The 18,415-nt window shown below is 62.6% G+C and carries 17 protein-coding genes and 1 pseudogene; 10 read left to right on the top strand and 8 right to left on the bottom strand.

Features of this window, described 5'->3' with window-relative positions; translation table 11 throughout:
* Window positions 1-80: 80 nt before the first annotated feature.
* From IPV08_RS18175 to IPV08_RS18165, 3 genes are read right to left on the bottom strand one after another with little or no spacing between them, the layout of a single operon-like run.
* Entirely contained in the window at window positions 81-2,006 is a 1,926-nt protein-coding gene (locus tag IPV08_RS18175) for a hypothetical protein (protein WP_207412910.1), read from the bottom strand.
* Between the two features lie 11 nt (window positions 2,007-2,017).
* Window positions 2,018-3,988, bottom strand: a complete 1,971-nt coding sequence (locus IPV08_RS18170) for a hypothetical protein (protein ID WP_207412909.1) — start codon at window positions 3,986-3,988, stop codon at window positions 2,018-2,020.
* Window positions 3,985-4,485 carry a hypothetical protein gene (locus IPV08_RS18165; protein WP_246748022.1) on the bottom strand — a complete coding sequence of 167 codons (501 nt, stop codon included), beginning with the start codon at window positions 4,483-4,485 and terminating at the stop codon, window positions 3,985-3,987. Before IPV08_RS18165 ends, IPV08_RS18170 begins: the two co-directional genes overlap by 4 nt.
* A 456-nt stretch (window positions 4,486-4,941) precedes the next feature.
* Between IPV08_RS18165 and IPV08_RS18160 the strand changes: the two genes are divergently transcribed.
* The 5 genes from IPV08_RS18160 (at window position 4,942) to IPV08_RS18140 (ending at window position 8,051) form a co-directional block, all read left to right on the top strand.
* A complete protein-coding gene (locus IPV08_RS18160) occupies window positions 4,942-5,481 on the top strand; it encodes a metallophosphoesterase (RefSeq protein WP_207412960.1) in 540 nt (179 codons plus the stop codon).
* A gap of 83 nt (window positions 5,482-5,564) precedes the next feature.
* Entirely contained in the window at window positions 5,565-6,503 is a 939-nt protein-coding gene (locus IPV08_RS18155; protein WP_207412907.1) for an IS1595 family transposase, read from the top strand.
* Between the two features lie 22 nt (window positions 6,504-6,525).
* Window positions 6,526-7,371, top strand: coding sequence for a hypothetical protein (locus IPV08_RS18150; RefSeq protein WP_207412906.1), 846 nt, complete (start codon window positions 6,526-6,528; stop codon window positions 7,369-7,371).
* Window position 7,372: 1 nt separating this feature from the next.
* A complete protein-coding gene (locus IPV08_RS18145) occupies window positions 7,373-7,876 on the top strand; it encodes a PIN domain-containing protein (protein ID WP_207412905.1) in 504 nt (167 codons plus the stop codon).
* The gene (locus IPV08_RS18140) at window positions 7,845-8,051 is read left to right on the top strand and encodes a hypothetical protein (protein WP_207412904.1); all 207 of its coding nucleotides are present in this window, start codon (window positions 7,845-7,847) and stop codon (window positions 8,049-8,051) included. Before IPV08_RS18145 ends, IPV08_RS18140 begins: the two co-directional genes overlap by 32 nt.
* Window positions 8,052-8,074: 23 nt before the next feature.
* On the opposite strand, the gene IPV08_RS18135 is transcribed toward IPV08_RS18140, so the two are convergent.
* On the bottom strand, window positions 8,075-8,548 hold the full coding sequence (locus IPV08_RS18135) for an SRPBCC family protein (RefSeq protein WP_207412903.1): 474 nt from the start codon (window positions 8,546-8,548) through the stop codon (window positions 8,075-8,077).
* Between the two features lie 91 nt (window positions 8,549-8,639).
* On the opposite strand from IPV08_RS18135, the gene IPV08_RS18130 reads away from it, so the two are divergent.
* The 4 genes and pseudogenes from IPV08_RS18130 (at window position 8,640) to IPV08_RS18115 (ending at window position 12,247) form a co-directional block, all read left to right on the top strand.
* Window positions 8,640-9,452 carry a metallophosphoesterase gene (locus tag IPV08_RS18130; RefSeq protein ID WP_246748020.1) on the top strand — a complete coding sequence of 271 codons (813 nt, stop codon included), beginning with the start codon at window positions 8,640-8,642 and terminating at the stop codon, window positions 9,450-9,452.
* A gap of 243 nt (window positions 9,453-9,695) precedes the next feature.
* Window positions 9,696-10,496, top strand: a complete 801-nt coding sequence (locus IPV08_RS18125; RefSeq protein ID WP_207412902.1) for a hypothetical protein — start codon at window positions 9,696-9,698, stop codon at window positions 10,494-10,496.
* 373 nt (window positions 10,497-10,869) lie between these two features.
* Window positions 10,870-11,552, top strand: a pseudogene (locus IPV08_RS18120) (ATPase domain-containing protein); the annotation flags it as partial.
* A gap of 95 nt (window positions 11,553-11,647) precedes the next feature.
* Window positions 11,648-12,247, top strand: a complete 600-nt coding sequence (locus tag IPV08_RS18115) for an IS630 family transposase (protein ID WP_281435352.1) — start codon at window positions 11,648-11,650, stop codon at window positions 12,245-12,247.
* Between the two features lie 195 nt (window positions 12,248-12,442).
* Here the strand turns inward: IPV08_RS18115 and IPV08_RS18110 are convergent, their stop codons facing one another.
* The 4 genes from IPV08_RS18110 to IPV08_RS18095 form a co-directional block, all read right to left on the bottom strand.
* Complete coding sequence (locus IPV08_RS18110) at window positions 12,443-12,601, bottom strand: hypothetical protein (protein WP_207412901.1); 159 nt, start codon at window positions 12,599-12,601, stop codon at window positions 12,443-12,445.
* Window positions 12,602-12,722: 121 nt separating this feature from the next.
* Window positions 12,723-13,754 carry a universal stress protein gene (locus IPV08_RS18105; RefSeq protein ID WP_207412900.1) on the bottom strand — a complete coding sequence of 344 codons (1,032 nt, stop codon included), beginning with the start codon at window positions 13,752-13,754 and terminating at the stop codon, window positions 12,723-12,725.
* A gap of 340 nt (window positions 13,755-14,094) precedes the next feature.
* The gene (gene hpnE, locus IPV08_RS18100) at window positions 14,095-15,357 is read right to left on the bottom strand and encodes a hydroxysqualene dehydroxylase HpnE (protein ID WP_207412899.1); all 1,263 of its coding nucleotides are present in this window, start codon (window positions 15,355-15,357) and stop codon (window positions 14,095-14,097) included.
* Window positions 15,358-15,371: 14 nt separating this feature from the next.
* Window positions 15,372-16,808 (bottom strand): saccharopine dehydrogenase NADP-binding domain-containing protein, encoded by a 1,437-nt coding sequence (locus IPV08_RS18095; protein WP_207412898.1) that lies wholly within the window; start codon window positions 16,806-16,808, stop codon window positions 15,372-15,374.
* Window positions 16,809-18,008: 1,200 nt separating this feature from the next.
* On the opposite strand from IPV08_RS18095, the gene rnk reads away from it, so the two are divergent.
* Complete coding sequence (gene rnk, locus IPV08_RS18090) at window positions 18,009-18,413, top strand: nucleoside diphosphate kinase regulator (RefSeq protein WP_207412897.1); 405 nt, start codon at window positions 18,009-18,011, stop codon at window positions 18,411-18,413.
* Window positions 18,414-18,415: the final 2 nt, after the last annotated feature.

The raw sequence follows: 18,415 nt of genomic DNA, 5'->3' as shown, positions 1-18,415 counted from the left end.
AACCGAAGCCCCGGGGCTGCGACCGTCCCCGAGGGCGATGACCGCTTCGACGACCGTTTCCGCAAGGGTTCGAAGGCGCCTCAGACCTTGGAAGGCGTCACGCGCCGGCCCTGTACGCGGAAAAGCACGATGGCGTGCTCGGAGGTGCCCCAACGCGGCACCAGGTGATGGACCGAGACGCGCTCCGAGACGACGGGCTGCCCGCCGCCGATCTCGCGCAGATCGAGCACCATGAGGATGCCGTAGCGGACGTTCGTCACGTCGTACGATGCTTTCTGAAGGCCGAAGCGACGGACGACCCCGTCGTTGGTGAGCTTCTGCCGGGTGCGCTTGATCTCAGCCACCGTCCTCGTGCGCAGGAAGGAGAACAGGATGTCGACGCGCCCGCCGCCGATGTCCCTCGCCTCGGCTTGGCAGACCGACGCGAGGGACGAGCCCATCAGGAATTCGAAGTAGTCGGCGTGGAGCTCCGCCTCCAACGGGGTCTTCGCCGGGTCGCACTCGAACAGGTACCGGGTTCGACCGAGCGAGCTCACGCCGACGTTGCTGCGCATCACGACGAACAGCACCGTCGTCCAGACGACGATGTCGAAGAGGGTCCGGCCGTCGGGGTCCCGTCTATAGTCGCCGTTCCGTCTCAGGTCCCGGATTACGGTGTCGAAGAGGTCGCCCACGACGGTCGCCGTCGTGGCGTCGGTCAGGTACGCCATGGCCGCGGCGACGCGACCCAAGGCCGATCCTCGGAGATCCTCGGGGATCAGCTCAATGAGGGCGGCGGTCGGAGAGCACCCGACCGCCGCCGGCGTAGGGCGGTGAAGGATCGCATCCTCCCTCGCCTCGGCGACGCGGGCCCTGAGGTCGGTTGCGGTCGGGAGCAGGCCCGAAGAGGCGTTCTCCAGTATCCATTGGTCAAGAAGCGCCAGGGAATGGGTTTCCCGCTGGAGGGCACCCACGATACGAGGCCGTAGCACGGCCTCCAGGCCGCCTTCCGCGCTTCGCCTGATAAGTGTTCGGCTCGCCGCGTAGACGGCCAGCAACTCCTCCTGGATAACCGCGGCCGCGTTCAGCCAAGCCTGCTTCGACAAGCTGAGGTCGAGGGACGCGAGCCGGTGGCCCAGCAGAGACCAATGCACCCGTTCCTGGTTCCGGAGGCCGAGCCAGGAATGGGTTTCCTCCGTTCGGTCCGACGAGGTGAGGTAAGCTGTGTAGGCGAAGGCCGACGCCTTGATCCCCTCGATGCGATCCGCGAGATCCGCCGGCGTGCGGCCGGATTGGAAGGCCACGAGCGTATCGAGGCATCGACCGTAGAGGCGGGCGTCATCGCGGTTTCCACCGGTCTCCTGAGCCTTCGCGAACCATGCCCGGGCCCGTTCGAAGGCATGGATGGTCGCTTCGGGTTCCGACGCGTCCAGTCCGTCCCGCAGGGCGTCGAGCCCGAGTTCCATGGACGCCTCGTCCTCGGCTTCCCCGACTTGGAGCAACCGTTCGAGGGCGTTCCGAAGGTCGTCGCCGGGCTCCTGCGCGAGTACCGCACCCGTCACCCGCGTGGCGTGGCGCAGGAAGTCCGCATCGTCCTCGACGTCGAGTTCAATCAATTCGGCCTGGAGCCGAAGAAGAAGAGCCCGGTCCGACTGCCCCAATATCATCGCGGCCTTGAGCGCATGCGAGCGCGCACCGTAATCCTGGCTGCGGTCCATGGCCCGATCCAGGAAGGCACGGCCGATGCGCGAACGGGCCGGACCGACGATGAAGCCCCCGCGCCCGAGCCATGCGGCGATCTCAATCATCGCCGTGACGTCCGCGTTATGCCGGGCGATCTCGACGGCGCAAGCCAGGGTGATGTCCTGCCGCGGATGGCCGACGAGGGCGATGAAGAGATCGGCGCCCTCCACGTCCCGTGACCGCGTGCGGGCGAGGTCTTCGAGTTCGCCGGCGGTTATGGACGACAGGTCGACGGTGCCGGCCTCAGGCGTGTCCAGCAGGTCCTGTAACACGTCCGACGTCACGGCCCGCCCCGTTAGAAAAGGAATCGATCGTCCCTAGGGTGCAGGGTTCTGGCGCCATCGACAACGTCGAGCAACTCCGGCCGTGCCACGGCGCCGATGATGACCTGGACGTCGTCGGCCTGTGCGACGACGTCCCGTACGCTCAGCATCAGGGAGGCGAAGTGCTCCGGCGTCATCTCCTGGGCGGCCGGGCTGTCGAGAACGAGCAGGCCGGGATGGCGACCGTAGTGGCGACGCCGCGCCACCTCGATCACGGCCAATGCGGCGGCGATGCGCACGCGAAGCTTCTCGCCGGCGGCGAGCCTGGAGAAGGTGGTGTCCGCATCGCCCTGCCTGATCGTCAGGACGTTGTTGGCCGACCAGTCCATGCTCTCGACATTCTTCATTCCGAAGCGACGGCACAGGTTCGTCAATTCGTCCGAAACCTCCCGGAGCAGATCCCGCTGAAGGTCGTCATACAGGTCCTTGGTGGCCTTCACGACGAGCCTGAGGATTTCCGCGTCGTCTTCCGCCGGCACGGTGGCATGCATCGCCGGGGTATCCGCGAGGATCTCCCGCAGCTGCCCGGCCTGCGCTTCGATGGTCCGTACCCGGAGCTCCACCTCGGCCGCCTCGGTCGAGGAGAGCTCGTCCGAAATCTCGTCGATGTCGCGGCGAACGTCGTCGCGTTCCTTCTCCAGGGACCTTTGCTTCCTCGACTTGGCCTCAAGCTGCGCCTTGAGGGAGGCGAGAGAGGCCTCGGCGTCCCTCACGTCAGCCCCGAGGTCATCGATGCGCTGGTCGCCGTCATCGTCGTCGTCGACGTGCGCGTTGCCGCAAAGCGCGCAGCTCCCGCTTGCCTCCGCCGCCACGAATGCACGGACGTCGAGACCGGTGTCGCAGGACGGGCAGCATACCGGACGGAGCGTCCGGAAAACGAGCCCGGCCGCTCTCTCGTCCGCAAGCTGCTGAAGCGTCCGCCGAAGGCCGGCCAGCGTTCTCTCCGCATTCGAGACCTGACGAGCGAGGGCGGTTTCGTCGTCCCGCCCCTCCTGTACCCGGGTTTGGAGCGAGACCAAGCTGACGTCGCCTGCAACGAGCCGCCTGCGCAGGTCGACGCGGTCGATGGTATGAACCGCCGCCTTCGTGGCCTCCTCCAGCTCCAGCTCAAGAGCGGCGAGACGGGCCAAGAGACGCTCGGTTCCCGGATCCGAAGCCTTGGGCCGCTCGCGTTCGGCCGACACCTTCTTGAGAGCCGTCGATGCGGCGGTGTAGGTCGTCACCCAGGGCAACCCCATAAAGAGCTGCAGGAGCCTGAGGCTTACGCCATCGTGGTGCGCCTCAGCGAAAACCGCCTTGCCGGGGCCCGTGACGAACATCGAGGCGGCGATGGAATTCCAGCCATGGGTGTGCGGGCCATGATCCTTGTTGAAGGCATGGAATTTCGCGAACCCGAATTCCTCCATCATGTTGTCGGCGACGGCCTGCTCGAAGCCCTTGTCGGCAGGGCCGGACCGGATCTGGAACCAGGCACCTCCGTCCAGGCGCGAAAGCGTGGCCCTGGCAAGGTTGGGATCCTTTTCGCCGGAGGGTTTCTCAAGCGTGATCCTGTAAGGCGTCGCATCGACCCGGAAGCCAAGCTCGACGGCGCTGAGCCAGCCCCAGATATCTGGCTTGATCTCGTAGGGAAAACTTCCGCGAAGGCAGGCCTGGACGATATTCAGGATGCTGGACTTGCCGCGAAAGTTGTCGTCCGACAGGACCGCCCACAGCCCGGGCGATAGGGGCCCCCACGAAAAATCGATTCGCCGATCGTCCTCGGTGCCGCGTTTCATACCCTTCAGGCTGAGGTCGGTCAGACACAGCCTGCGCCGACGGGGGAGCGTTGCCTGAGCCTCGATCCCGTGCCGCTCCAGGACTTCCCGTACCTTGTCGATAGACACCGCCGCGCGCGTCGCGATGGTCTCGACCCAGTCGCCGACGGTGACCGCGATCGCCGTCATGCGGTCCCCCTTAAGCGGTTCAGCCTCTCCAGAACCCTTCCGCGGATCGACGGGATCTCCGTTCCGAGGGGAGCATCCCGGTACTCCTCGTGAAGGTACTGGTCGTCCTTCAGGCTCGAACCGCTTCTGAGGCCCGTGAGGGTCATCACGAGCTCGGCGCGATCCCTGTACCAAGCCAGCGTCGGCTGACGATGGATGGCATCCTCGATGAACGTGAAGGCGGATGCCTCGACCACGAAATCATGTCGGCGCTGGCCCGCCGCCTTTCGCAACGCCCTGACGAGGCCGTGGTAGCGGAGGATGGACAGCGACGTCTCGATGTTCTGGAACGCGCCGCGATGCCAGCGGACCATCTTCACGAGGCGTACGTCGGGCTCATTCGCGGAAAAGATCGCCTCGACCTGTGCCAGCAGTTCCGGCGAATGCTCGATCTCGTAGCGGTTCAGGAGCTCGTCCGCGAGATAATCCGGGTAGCGGACGAGGAAATCCATCGCCATCGCCCGCTTCTCCCCGCGGAACACGCGATGAGCGCGCCCTCTGGCATCCAAGGGATCGGCCGGTTCGCTGCCGGCCGCTAGTATGAACAGGAGCCTGACGGCGTCGCGATGATGCGACCCGGTATCGGAGGATGACCTGGGGTTCCGCTGAACGACACGGGCCGTTTCGGCCTCGATACCCACCGTCATGGCACCTCGATCGTTGGCGCCCAGAGCAAGCGTGGGCACAGTAGGGTTGAATGCCTACGCAAGCGACGGGTTCCGTCACGTGAATCGGGTCGTATCGATGTTGGCCTGCCGCTTCGAGCTCAGCCCGTCCTTGCATTCACGGGCCGGCCAGGCGATCACGCGAACGCTTCAGGGATATCGACGATGAAACGCCTGGCACCGCCCCCGACCGACTGATCCCGGAGAGCGATGCCGCGTGCCAAGCCTCCGCCATTGCGAGAGGCTGTGATGCCCACAACACACGTCGTTTCCGACACGCATGTCGGACATCGAAATATCATAAGCCCTTCCATGGAGCGGTTCCGGCCGTTCGCAACCATCGAAGAGCACGACGAGACCCTGGTCGAACGCTGGAACGCCGTTGTCCGCACGGAGGACACAGTCTGGCACCTGGGCGACTTCGCCTACCGGTGCACGGAGGCGTACGCGCTGTCGATATTTTTGCGCCTGAACGGATGCAAGCTCCTGATCCGGGGCAATCACGAGAGGATCGGGGAACGCCTCCCCTGGGCCGAGCCCGTCCGCGACGTGGCGATGATCACCCTTCCGGATCCGGCGGGTGTGATGCGATCCATCTGGCTCAGCCATTACCCCCATGTGAGCTACCCCCGCTCGCATCGTGGCGGGCTTCACTTGCATGGGCATTCCCATGGTTCGGTCTTGGGCACGGCGACGCGAGCAGATGTCGGCGTGGATTGCTGGGACTGGGCTCCCGTGACGCTGGACCGGATCCTGGAGCGCATGGCGACGAACGGACCCGGCACATGAGCGCTCCCGGCCTTCGCTTTGGCGATTATATCGTTGACACATACGGACTGACGGTCTAGCTTCTGGATCAAGGAGTTAGCCCGATGTCCGCCCTTTCCGCCAAGTTCTTCCACGACGAGGCCGCCGCTTTCGAAAAGCTGGAAAGCCTCCTTTGGGCGGAAGGCCCCGTGTGCCCTCACTGTGGCGGCATGGGTCGGATCACTGCGGTTAAGGGCGGTCGGATGGGCCTTCGTCGTTGCGGCGACTGCAAGAAGCAGTTCACCGTCACCGTCGGCACCGTGTTCGAGTCCAGCCATGTGAAGCTGCATCTCTGGCTCCAGGCGGCTCACCTGCTCTGCTCCTCCAAGAAGGGCATGAGCAGCCACCAGATTCACCGCATCCTAGGCGTCACCTACAAGACGGCGTGGTTCATGACCCACCGTCTGCGTGAGGCCATGCGCGAAGGTGCGTTCGTGCCCTTCGGCAGCGGTGGCGGCATCGTGGAGGTCGACGAGACCTTCATCGGCAACGACCGCACCAAGAAGCCCAAGGGCGAGAAGAAGGGCCGTGGCTACGCTCACAAGCACAAGGTGCTGAGCCTAGTGGACCGCGATACGGGCCAGAAGCGCTCCATGGTCGTCGATGACCTCAGCACGAAGACCCTGCTCCCTATCCTCAAGGAAAACATCGCCAAGGAAGCCCGCGTGATGACCGACGAGGCGGGCCAGTACGGCAAGCTCTCCGCGACCTTCACCGGCGGCCACGGCTTCACCCGGCACGGTCAGGGCGAGTACGTCGACCTTGTGGACCGCACGATCCATACCAACACGATTGAGGGCGCGTTCTCCGTCTTCAAGCGCGGCATGAAGGGCGTCTATCAGCACTGCGGCAAGCAGCACCTGCACCGCTACCTCGCGGAGTTCGATTTCCGGTACAACAATCGGGTTAAGCTCGGTTGCGGCGACACGGAGCGGACAGAGCGAGCCATCCGTGGTATCGTCGGGAAGCGGCTTACCTACCGTGGCTCACGGGCGGTCGCGTGAGCCGGCCATCTCGGGATAAGGCGTGAAACAGGCCCTTACCATCACGGTTTATCCAGCCTCACTGTCAGGCGACTACCTGTCGGTGTCTGACGCAATGCGTCAGATGCTCGACTTGGTAGACGCCTTGGCAAGCTTTGAGTCTGTTGAAGGTTCTTCACGCAAGATCGTGTGGCGCCTAGTCGACGCACATACAAACTCCCCTCCCTTCACGATCACCGCTCAAGCGTATCCGGTCGATCCTGTGGTTTCCGTATCTTTTGAAGCACAGCGAACAGTTCAAGATTTTACTGCTGCAATGCAGACGCTGATACAAGGCGTCATGCCAAGTTGGATTGACGATGACTCTATAGCGCCAATTAAGCGTTTTTTGAGACGCAACCAAAATGCAGTCGGGCGAACAGAAATAACAATTGATGATGAAATTATTTCAATAGTTCCCTCAACGGCTAAACTAGCGTCGCTAGCCATAGCTAAATCAGAAATTGTTTTAGAAGCTGAGGCGCTAGACCTTAGGCACACTGAGTACGGCTCAGTAGAGTGCATTGTTTTTGGTATTACAAGATGGAATAACAAACCTGCCCTCTCGGTTCTGGAACGGCTTTCCGGCGATAAGCTAACCTGCGTTCTTAATGAAGATGTTGCCGAAAAGCTCGGAAACTCACGTAAGTGGGAAGAAGTTTGGCAAGGTAGACGTCTACTTGCGACTGGCGCCTTACACTACGGTCAAGATGGCTCTCTCAAAAGGATTGACGCGGAAGACGCAGATGATCTCCCGTTCACAATCGTGGATCTGCATGAACTGCAATCCTTAGATATTTTGCAGGGTCGCTCCGTAAGCGAGCACCTTCAGCTACTCAGGGAGGAGTAGCTTGGGAAAGCCGCTCAAAATTTACTGGGATACGTGCGCTTGGCTTGGGCTCCTAAATGGAGAGCCGGATAAGAAGCGCGAACTTGAGATTGTCTATGATGCCGCCCGCAAGGGTAGGTACCAGTTATGGACATCCGCCCTCGCTATCGTTGAAGCACGGCGCCTTAACGTTGAGAAAAACGATCCAAAACCGTTAAGTGCAGAAAACGAAGAGAAGATCGCTAGAATATTTAAGCAAGAATTTGTTATGACAACTCCTCTTGATCTCGATGTAGCGAACAAAGCGCGGGCCTTGTGGCGATTAACGGTGGGATTAGGCAAGTTTCAAGACGCCGTACATATCGCATCGGCGCAAAAATGGAATATCTCGCTAATGCATACCTACGACAACGATGACATCTTGCCTTTAAACGGCAATTTGTTTTGTCGAAATGGTGATGCCCTTGTAATATGCTATCCAGACGAGACGACAGATGGACCGCTCTTCAAAAAAGAAGTTGGATGATCCGGACGCGACGCACTCGATGCCCAAAGGCAAGCTCGGCGCTGAGAAGCTGACGCCTGAGGAGCAGAAGCGCCGCTTCATCGAAGCCGCCCGTGAAGCCGGGTGCAGTGAGGATGAAGCGGACTTTGATAGTGCGTTGAAGCAGATATTGAAGCCGAAGCAGGGGCAATCGTAGCGCCCCCGCTCCGATGAGATGTCCTACTTGGACTTGTCGGCGATGCCCTTCAGGCCGCCATCGTAGACGCCGGCAATAGCTTCCTTGGCCTTATCGTCGGGCGCGCCCTTGGCCTTGAAGCTGCCAGTCCAAGTGACCTTGGAGCCGCCACCATCCTTCTCGACCATGATCGTGGACTTGTAGTCCTCCACCGGAAGAGGTCCCGAGAGGATCGTGTAGGTGTAGCTCATCTTCTTGTCGTCGCGGGCCTGCTCCTGCTCGACGATGGTGCCGCCGCCTTTCAACGATAGCGTACGCTCCTCCTTGCTGCCGTTTTTGGACAGTGCACACTTCTCAATGACGGGGTGCCAATCGCCGATGCCGCAGAAGCCGCCGATTGTCTTCCACACTGCGTCCGGCGCCGCTGCAATAGTCGCCGTCTTGGTGACTTCAAGTGCCAAAGCGGGGGTCGTGGCGACTACCGCGAGAGCCAGGACGGGGGCAACGATCTTCAACATTTGGCGCTTCCTCAAAACAGGTTCTTGTTCGCCCCTCGTGGGACCATGAACAAACTAGCGCGCAATCGAAATCAGGCCATGCCTATCGCGTATGTGTGAACGGTATAATCGCCTTCGCCTTTGGGTTTTCTCCGACCTGCATCAGGACTGGGGAGAGAATGCCTGGGATCCTGCCGCGCACGTGCCGGCGGGCGGTTTCGACGTGGCCGTCGTGGCGGGTGACGTGCATATGCCCCTGGTTCGCGCACTGGACTGGCTGGGCGAGCGCCTCCCTGGCGTGCCGGTGGTCTACGTGCCCGGCAACCACGATTTCTGGTGGGACAGGGGCGAGGAGCGGTACACGATCTTCGACCAGCTCGACCGGGGGCGTGAGCGGGCGGGTGCATTCGGCATCCACCTCCTGCTCGACGACGTGGTCATCATCGACAGCGTGCGGTTCGCCGGTGGTATCCTATGGACGGACTTCCGCCTGGGGTCGTTCAGCCTGAACCACGGTATCCGGACCGCCCAGGGGCGTGGCGGGATGGTCGATTACCGCCGGATCCGCACGGGTCCGAGGTCACGCAACCGCATCGAGCCCGAGGATGTGCTCGCGATGCACCGGGTCACTCGTGCCTTCATCGAGGACACCCTGGCCGTAAGCCATCCCAGTCCCACGGTGGTGGTGACCCATCACGCCCCGCACCCTGCGAGCCTACCCAGGGCCGACGCGTACCTTCGGTGGTGCGATGCCTCCGACCTGTCCGATCTCATCCTGGCCCGGGCCCGGACGTCTGGGTCCACGGACACGTCCACCATGCCTCTGACTATCGGGTGGGCCGGACACGGGTGGTCTGTAACGCGCGGGGACATATGGAGGAGCGAACCGGGTTCCGTCCGGGGAAGATTATCGAGGTGGGCTTAAACGCTTTCCCAGGATCGCCGAATGCGGAGCGGGAGGACGACTCGGTGGGTAGCGTGTAGCGCGTAGCGTTACGTCCTACTTGCTACGTGCTGGCCAACGCTTGAGCCCCTGGCGTCGCAGGTCGGAAATCGATGTGCACGCACAGACACGGATTTCGGTCCGCCGATATTCGCCTCGCCGGGCATCCGTGTTCACGAATCGGTATTCTATCGAGGAATGGGTTCGTTTGGAGTGGGCACCGGCATGATGTCGAAGGATACGGGGCCTGAGTTGCGTGGCGCTGAAGCAAAACCGGGCGGTGGGCTGTCCAGCGGCTGGCATTCCCTTGCGCCAACGGAACGGGCGATGGTCACGGCGACGATCATTGGTTCGATGGCTGGCTTGGTGGCGATAACGCTAACCGGCCGGATTATGCCGTTTTTGGGATGGTTTGCGATTGTTTATGCAACCGTCTTTGGCGCACTCCTAAAACATGAAACCGCGAATGCAGCTTGGCACGTAGCGAAATCTAATTTTGGGCAGGGTCCGGTCGAACGCAAAGCCTTCAATGTAATACTATGCCTTAACTCAGCCATATGGTTATTGTTAATTGGGCTTGCTGTTTGGTATTTAACGGCCGAACGAAAACTAGGTCTGGTTATGAACCCGACGCAGAAAGAGTTCGTACAGATCGTAGACGAATTTCGAAAGCGCCATAAGGCACCCTATTCCGATGGGGATGCGTTGTTCAAGGCAAGAGACGACAGACTTTGCAAGCTGTCCCAAGCCCGCGAGCCCATGGCACGGTCTGGCCTGGCGCGGATCGACAAGCGCGGTTTCAGGGTCGAGATCGAGCGTCAGGTATTCTTGAAAGGGTCCTTTTCCAATCACCATCCAACATCCAGACAGGATCTCGGATCGTACAATGACGGGGACGAAGTCATTGTGACTGGCTGGCTGAACAGCAGTCCAAGATCCTGCGTTGCGGAGCGTAGCTTGACAAACGCTGGAGCGTTTGGGGATCCTAATTTTGATTTCACCTTCGTCGAAATTCGGAGGCTATGAGCGCTTGCCGGACGGACATCGCATTCTGCCCCTTCGCCACCGGTTATTCTGAGACCGCGTCCATAGAGAATGCCGCGGTCAAGACAGCCATTTCCCTGGAGAAGCCTTTCGGCGTCTCGGACCTGGAAGCCGTCCTTTAAGGGGCATTCAAACCGCGCTGAGACAGGGGCGGGACAGTCTTCGCTCAGGTCGCCGACCCGCCGTCGGTTCGGCAGGGGATGAGTGCGCGGATTGGCCAACGAACTCGGCTGCGAAGTGCGAATCCACCACGAGAGGCCCGCATCGGTTTGCACCTTGGACATTCGCCTCGAAGCCGCCTAAGCCGCCCAGCTTGCGTACCAAAAACAGCTGATTCAGCATTGAGACATCGCACATGACCTCATCAGCCCCGAACACCGGAGGACCACCACGGCTGTCCTCCGGCATTGAGGGACTTGACGAGATCCTCGGTGGCGGCCTCGACGCCAACCGCGTCTATCTTGTCGAAGGGCAGCCGGGCAGCGGCAAGACCACCCTGGCCCTTCAGTTCCTGCTTGAGGGCGCGCGCTCGGGCGAGAAGACGCTACATATCTCCCTGTCGGAAAGCGGTCCGGAACTGCAATTGATCGCCGAGCGCCACGGCTGGTCACTGGACGGCATCGATTTGTTCGACCTGTCCTCCTCGGAGGCCAGCCTCGACCCGGACGATGAGCTTACGGTCTTCCAGCCGTCCGCGGTCGAACTCAGCGAGACCACGACGGGGATCATCGAGCGGATCAAGGCCCTCAAGCCGTCCCGCGTGGTCTTCGACAGTCTCTCCGAGATGCGGATCTTCGCACAGAGCCCCTGCGCTATCGCCGCCAGATCATGGCGCTGAAGCACTTCTTCTCTGCCCAGAAATGCACGGTGTTGCTCCTTGACGATCTCTCTTCGCAGAGCGGCGACGTTCCCCTGCACAGCCTCGCGCACGGCGTCGTGCTGCTGGAGCAAAACGCGGTCGACTTCGGGGCGGAGCGCCGTCGGCTTCGCGTGATCAAGATGCGCGGCATCCAGTTCAAGGGCGGCTACGTTGACTTCGAGCCAGATGGCCTTCGCATCGAGGTCCGGGTCCCTCTAGTGCAGTGACGCGGACTGATGATTCACGCGGGTCGTGAAGCGTGCGAGTCTGGGCCATGGCTCAGACTGTCTGTGTACTCCTCGATGACGCAACGATGTCCCAGTTGGCCGGGATCGCGGGTGACCGCTCCCGTCCCCTCAAGCACATCCTGCGCGCCCGGATCGTCCTGCTTTCAGGCAAGCGCCTGACCGTGCAAGAGGTGGCTCGGCAAGCCGGCGTCAGTCGGCCCGCGGTCTGGCGCTGGCAGCAGCGCTTTGCCGAGGAGGGCGTCGAGGGCCTGCTACGCGACAAGACCCGCCCACCCGGCACGCCGCCGCATTCCACGCGGACGGTGGCGGAGGTGCTCGCACTGACCTGTTCGGAGCCGCCGGACGAGGTCACCCACTGGACCGGGCGCGCCCTGGCCAAGCGCGTCGGGATCTCCTTGCGCGCCGTGCAACGGATCTGGGAAGCGCACCGCCTGCAGCCGCACCGGGTGCGCACGTTCAAGCGTTCGCACGACCCGGCCTTCGCTGCAAAGGTCGAGGATGTGGTGGGTCTCTACCGGGGACTACAGCAATGGCAAGCGATCCATCACGAAGGTGGAGGGGAAAGGGACGACGGCGCCCACCCGGAGCTCATCCCCGCCTCCGGTCGAGTGAGGACGGTCTCATGACGGAGCGCGCCGCCGAGGCGGCCTCCGATGAATTCGCACCGTCGTCGGTCAAATCGTGATCTTCAGACGGTGACTCTGTGGCCGCGGCCGGAAGGGCACGCCCGCGCTTCTGCGCCCAGTCTCGGACGGGTTACGACATGCATTCACCCGTGGATGCCAGACGTTCCGGGGGTGAGTATGGTACGGCGATTGAGTTCACCAACGAGCGAATACGACGACCGCGGTCGCCGCGAACGCCGCGACAAGGCAACCTTCGATGAGGAGTGGCATACCCAGGCGATCCAGCCAGCGTTCCACACCCAGCACAAGCAGCATGACCGCAATGGCCAGGGCTCGTGCAGCGATGATCCTCATCGAGCCTCTCCTAGCAAGATCGCATCACCGGCTCTTGCCGCCGCCCCTTGAACAGCGCCACCGCCCCCGTAGACCACCTGCCTCCCTCTCTGAGAACCGAGGCGGCAATCCTTCGATGCGGTCATGGCTGGGCGCGATGATGGGCGGTGACCGACCGTAAGTCCGGCGACGCGCCGGCGGCATGGTACGGCTTCGCACTTGTCGGCCTGCCTGTCGCGAATACCCACCCATTCGCAAGGCTTGAGGTGAGTGGCCTGCCCCCGGGCCATCCGGCACGGGTTGGCAGCCGCGACCGTCGCTCAAGAGGGGGACGAGGCGGGGGGACAACCAGGACGTCCGGACCTGCGGTCAAAAGCACGTCCTCTGTGACACTTCCGAGAAATGCCTTCCTGAGACCCGTTCGAGCATGCGTGCCGATCACCACCAGATCCGAGGGGATCCGTTCGGCAAGGCCGGTGATGGCCTCGGTGGGGGAGCCCTCCTGTATCCGTCTGGACCATTCACGATTGGCAAGACCGCCATTAGTAAGAAGCGTCTCGACATCCTCCGCGGACCTCGAACGGCAAGCCTCGACGTAGCTATCGATCTGATCACGCTCGACCCCAAACCCGGACAGCTTGGACTTCCCCGGTGCCTGGAAGGCATGCAGGACGGTGACGTGAGCGCGGTCCACGAGCGTGAGTGAATCCGCGTATCGCAGAGCCCGCGCCGACGCCTGCGAAAGGTCGACCGGGATGAGGATCCTCGCGTAGGGGGACGCGGCGAAGCGTCTTGCGACGAGGACGGGGCATGGAGCGCTCCGGACCAGGTTTCCGACGGTTCGTCCCGCGGTGCGACTGCCCGCCCGATGCGAGGAGCCGACCACGATCAGGTCGACATCGTGAGCCCCCGCGGCATTCCGGATCTCATCGGAGGGGCAGCCCAGGACGACAAGCGGCTCGCATGGGACACGGTAGAGTTCGGGGACCACGGCCACCTGCTCAACGGTCATGCGTTGGGCCTCTTGAATATCCCGCGAGGTTTCCCGTCCACCCGGGCCGTCCACGACGTGCATCAGAATGACCGTCCCGCGGCTCTGTGCGGCGAGGATGCCTGCGCGACGCACCGCCCGTTGCGAGCGGGGCGAGAAGTCGGTGGCAACGAGAATACGCATGGATCCTTCTCCTGAGAGCGCTGACGATGACGAAAAGCTGTATTGGTCGGCAACCTGACGTGCGTTTCCACGCTCGCGCGAGATCGAGCGAACTCCGGCCGCTGTTTCAAGCAGCCAAGAAGCCATCAGGGATTATCGGGCTGGTCTGTATGAATGGTCATCGACCCCGAGCAGAGAGCGTTCGCCGCTCTCCAGCTTCGGGGCTTAGCGGCCTGCGACGAGGCGGCTGGCTCTTTTGTTCAGAGGATGATCCGAAATAAACATAGCAACTACTAGATAATCAATATCGAAAAATATGCAAGTTTTCTTCAAGGATCTTGGCTCGTTATGCAAGAACGGGTCAGCCAGTCGCTTCCATCACCATCTGAGCTGCTTTATCCCCCGACCGAATGGCTCCCTCGATGCAAGCGGGCAGACCTGTGTCCGTCCAGTCGCCGGCGATGAAGAGGTTGCGGAATTCCGTTCGCGTCCTGGGCCGGAGCCGGGCCGCCTCAGGTGTCGGCGCAAAGGTCGCTCGCTTCTCGCGGATGACCTGCCAGGGCGGCGGCATGTCCGACAGGCCTGTCATGTACCGGCCGGTGACGTAGGAGACCTCGGTCCAGATCTGGTGGGCGATTTCCTGTCGGCTCATGACGTCCAGATCCGTTTCGCTGACAGTCACCGAGATTCGGCCCGGATAGGCAAAGATCCAGTCCGACAACCCGTTCACCACACCCGTCAGCCGCGGCATGTCGGAAGGGCAATTCACGCCAAAGTGGACGTTCGCGATCCCCCGGTGATCCGTCGGGACCTTCAACCCCGGGACGGCGTCGGCCGTCGCCTTTGGGGGAAGCGCGAGGATAACCTGATCCCGAGGCCGCAGCCGCACAGGACCGTCGCCGAGGACGAGGCCGGCGACGCGCCCCCCTTCATACGCGAGGCGGTGCAGACGGCTGTTATGGCGGACCACCGCCCCACGCTCCTCCAGGAAGCGCAGTGCCGGGTCGACGAAGGCCTCCGAGAGCCCGCCCTGGGCGACGACGGGCCGGCAGGCGTGCCCGCCCTCGCCGAAGGTTTCGCGCAGGACCTGTGCTGCAAGGTTCGCATCCGCATCCCTCGGGTCGATGTTCAGCGCAGCCAGGAGAACGGGTCGCCACAGCCGCTCGTAGAGTGTCCCCTCGCACGGGAGGACGTCCGATACCTTCGTGCCTGGCCTTGCCGAAAGGAGGCGAAGGATCGCCGCGTAATCGATCGCCTGGGTGCCCGGGACGCGCCGGGTAGGATCGAGGATCCACCACGGCACGCGGCCCTGGTTCAGGCGCAGTGTCCAGCGCTCACCCGTGGCGAGGTCAACGAAGGGAAACTCCGCCCGCGCATGCACGGAGACCGCGTTGCGGCCTCCGATGCGGTCAAGGAAAGCGAATGTCGCCCTATTGCCCGACAGGACAAGGTGGTTGCCATTGTCGATTGTCATCCCGAGCTGCGGATCGTGATAGGACCTGCAGCGGCCACCGGCATGACCAGCGGCCTCGTGGACGATCACCGTACGCCCAGCTTCCGCGAGGCGCACGGCCGCTGAGAGCCCCGAGAGCCCCGCGCCCACGACGTGAACGACGCCCGTCATCGCGTGCCCTTCCGTTAACGGACGAGGACGTTGCGGAACTGCCAGGGATCAGTTTCGTCGATATCTTCCGGGAACAGGCCGGGGCGGCCGGCGAGTGGGGTCCAGTCGGTGTAAACGCCAACGACGGGGCCGAGATACGGGCTCTGCACTTCGAGGCAGCGGCGGAAATCCATCTCGTCGGCCTCGACGATGCCGGCCTTCGGGTTCTCCAAGGCCCAGACCATACCGGCGAGCACCGCCGAGGTCACCTGAAGGCCGGTGGCGTTCTGGTATGGGGCGATGCGCCGGGTCTCCTCGATGGAGAGCTGCGAGCCGAACCAGTAGGCGTTCTTGGCGTGGCCGTAGAGGAGCACGCCGAGTTCGTCGATTCCGTCGAGGATCTCGGTCTCGTCGAGGATGTGGTGCGTCTCCTGCACCTTGGACGCCTTGCCGAACATCTCGTGGAGCGAGAGCACCGCGTCGTTGCAGGGATGGTACGCGTAGTGGCAGGTTGGGCGGTAGGCGGCGCGCTCGCCCTCCAGCACGGTGTAATAATCGGAGATCGACACGGCCTCGCTGTGGGTCACGAGGAAGCCGAACTGTGCCTGGGACGTCGGTGTCCACGAGCGCACGCGGGTGTCGGCGCCGGGCTGGAGCAGGTAGATGGCGCAGCGCGAGCCCTTCTCCTGGTCGCGGGCGTTATCCGGACGCCAGGTCTCGTGGGTTCCCCATCCGAGCTCGGCCGGCTGGTTGCCCTCCGAGACGAAGCCTTCCACCGACCAGGTGTTGACGAACACCCCCTGCGGTTTCGGGGTATTGGCGCGTTGGGTGTCGCGCTCGGCGATGTGGATGCCCTTGACGCCGACCTCGCGCATGAGGCTGGCCCAGCCGGCGCGGTCCTTCGGCTCGGGGATCTCAAGGCCGAGATCGCAGGCGACATTCAGGAGCCCCTGCTTGACGAACCACGAGACCATGCCGGGATTGGCGCCGCAGCACGACACGGCGGTGGTGCCGCCGGGGTTGGCGGCGCGCGCGTCGAGGATTTCCTGGCGCAGCGCGTAGTTGGTGCGGTCGCCCTGGCTCCGGTCCTTGTCGAAGTAGAACCCCGGCCACGGCTCTGCGACCGTGTCGATGTAGAAGGCGCCCAGTTCGCGGCAGAGCTCCATGATGGCGCGGGAGGACGTATCGACGGATACGTTCACGCAGAAGCCCTGACCGCCGCCCTCGGTGAGGAGTGGGGTGAGGACGTCGCGAAAGTTCTCCTTCGTCAACGCGACCTGCTCGAAGCGCAGGCCATGCCTGTCGGCTAGGGGCCGGTGCGCATCCGAAGGCTCGACGACCGTGAAACGGCCCTTGTCGTACTCGAAATGGCGCTCGATCAGCGGAAGGACGCCGCGTCCGATGGACCCGAAGCCGATCATGACGATGGGGCCGGTGATGCGACCGTGGAGTGGCCAAATGGGTTCGGTCATTGTTCTTATTCCTTTACGCAGGGAAGGTTCGGTGGGGCTTCAGCAGTAACCGCTAGGTCGTCCGCCTGAAGGAACGGAAGAGTTCAGGATGATCTGTGACTGGATCGGACCAAGCAGGCCGATCACCGTGACCCTTCCTGGATCATTGTTTGAATGGCTCGGCAGTCCGCCATTCCATTCCGGCGTCGAGGCTGAGCAGCCGGAATGAAACCAGCTGCTTTTCCCGAGGCCGAAGTCCGATGAGGCTGGCTGAGAAGCACCTCGCGTGAGGTTTTCCGACCTACCGGATGACCATAATGTCGACGGGTAGCGGCAACCGGCGGAATCGACCGGCTTGCGCCCACGCCGATATCTCGTCGCAAGCTGGGGCTACGCTACGCGTTTCCGCCATGCCTGTCCGAAAACGGCGTTTGGGTAGGACTGAGATCTATTGGAAATCCACCCCTGGAACGGGCCCCGCCTGGAAAGGCTGGCCAAGCGCCAGGGCTTAGGAGCCTGCTTGCAGACTGCCCGCACGCCCCAGGAGGCGAATGCTTTGTGAAAGGTTTGACATGATGGCGCGGAGCATAGGCTAAGCCGTACGGGTGTCAATCGACGCTGTCAGCAGGCCGGATTTCCCGAGACGGAAGGTGCGGCGAAACGGGAATTGACAAGCGGGTGGACTTCCGGGAGGATCGAAAGATCATGCGCAAATCTTGGCCTCCCCATCGGGACCTGCTCCGGGCAGGTAGACTTATCGCGGGCGAGTAGCCCCGAGCCGGAGGTGCCAGCGTGCACTGACCGCTCGGGGATTGCGTGCTGGCTCAAGCCAGAGCTACCCAATATAATCAAATATTTGACCGGCGGGAGGAGCCTATATGGCTTACCCCTCGGCTGACCTGCGTCGCGTCCTCGCTTTTCTATTGGCGATGGGCCCGTACTTGCGGAGTAACAGCTATGGAAAATTCCAAGTCCGCCCCGACATCGCCTTCCGCGACCGAGATCCGCGATGACAAAGCTGGGGGGAGCGGGGCGGCACCTGCGCATGATGTGGTTCCGCTGGCGCGCACCGTGATCCCCTTCTCGCGTGGGAATTACCCAAGGCCGCAATCCGGGCAGGGCAACGACCGGTCCGCCGCGGCCAATTCAGACAAGGACGACGATCCCGGACCAAGCGCCGCTTGATCGTCCGGGGTCGAAATACAGCAAGGATCGACGACTATGTCGCAAAAGATGACGAAGCCACAAATCAAGATGACGAAGGACGATCATGAGCGCCTGTCGCAGCTGGCTTCATTTGCCACCGACCGTTCGCCCGAGGTTGCCGACGTTCTCGCCGATGAAGTGGATCGTGCCAGAATCGTCGGTCAAAGGGCATGCGTGGCAGACCTCGTCCAGATGGGGTGCATGGTCGAATTCAGGGACGACGCAACGGGAAAGGTTCAGGCCGTGACTCTGGTCTACCCGGGCGAGGCGGACATCGAGCAGGGAAGAGTGTCCGTCATGACGCCCATCGGGGCGGCCTTGATCGGGCTTAGTCTCGGCCAGTCGATAAATTGGCGAACCCGCACGGGCATCGTGAAACGACTTACGGTCCTCGACGTGAAAGTGCCGGAGACGGTGTAGGG

Origin of the sequence: Methylobacterium sp. SD274, assembly GCF_017355285.1 — a bacterium.
Classification (GTDB): domain Bacteria; phylum Pseudomonadota; class Alphaproteobacteria; order Rhizobiales; family Beijerinckiaceae; genus Methylobacterium.
This window is presented reverse-complemented; position numbering and strand designations above follow the sequence as displayed.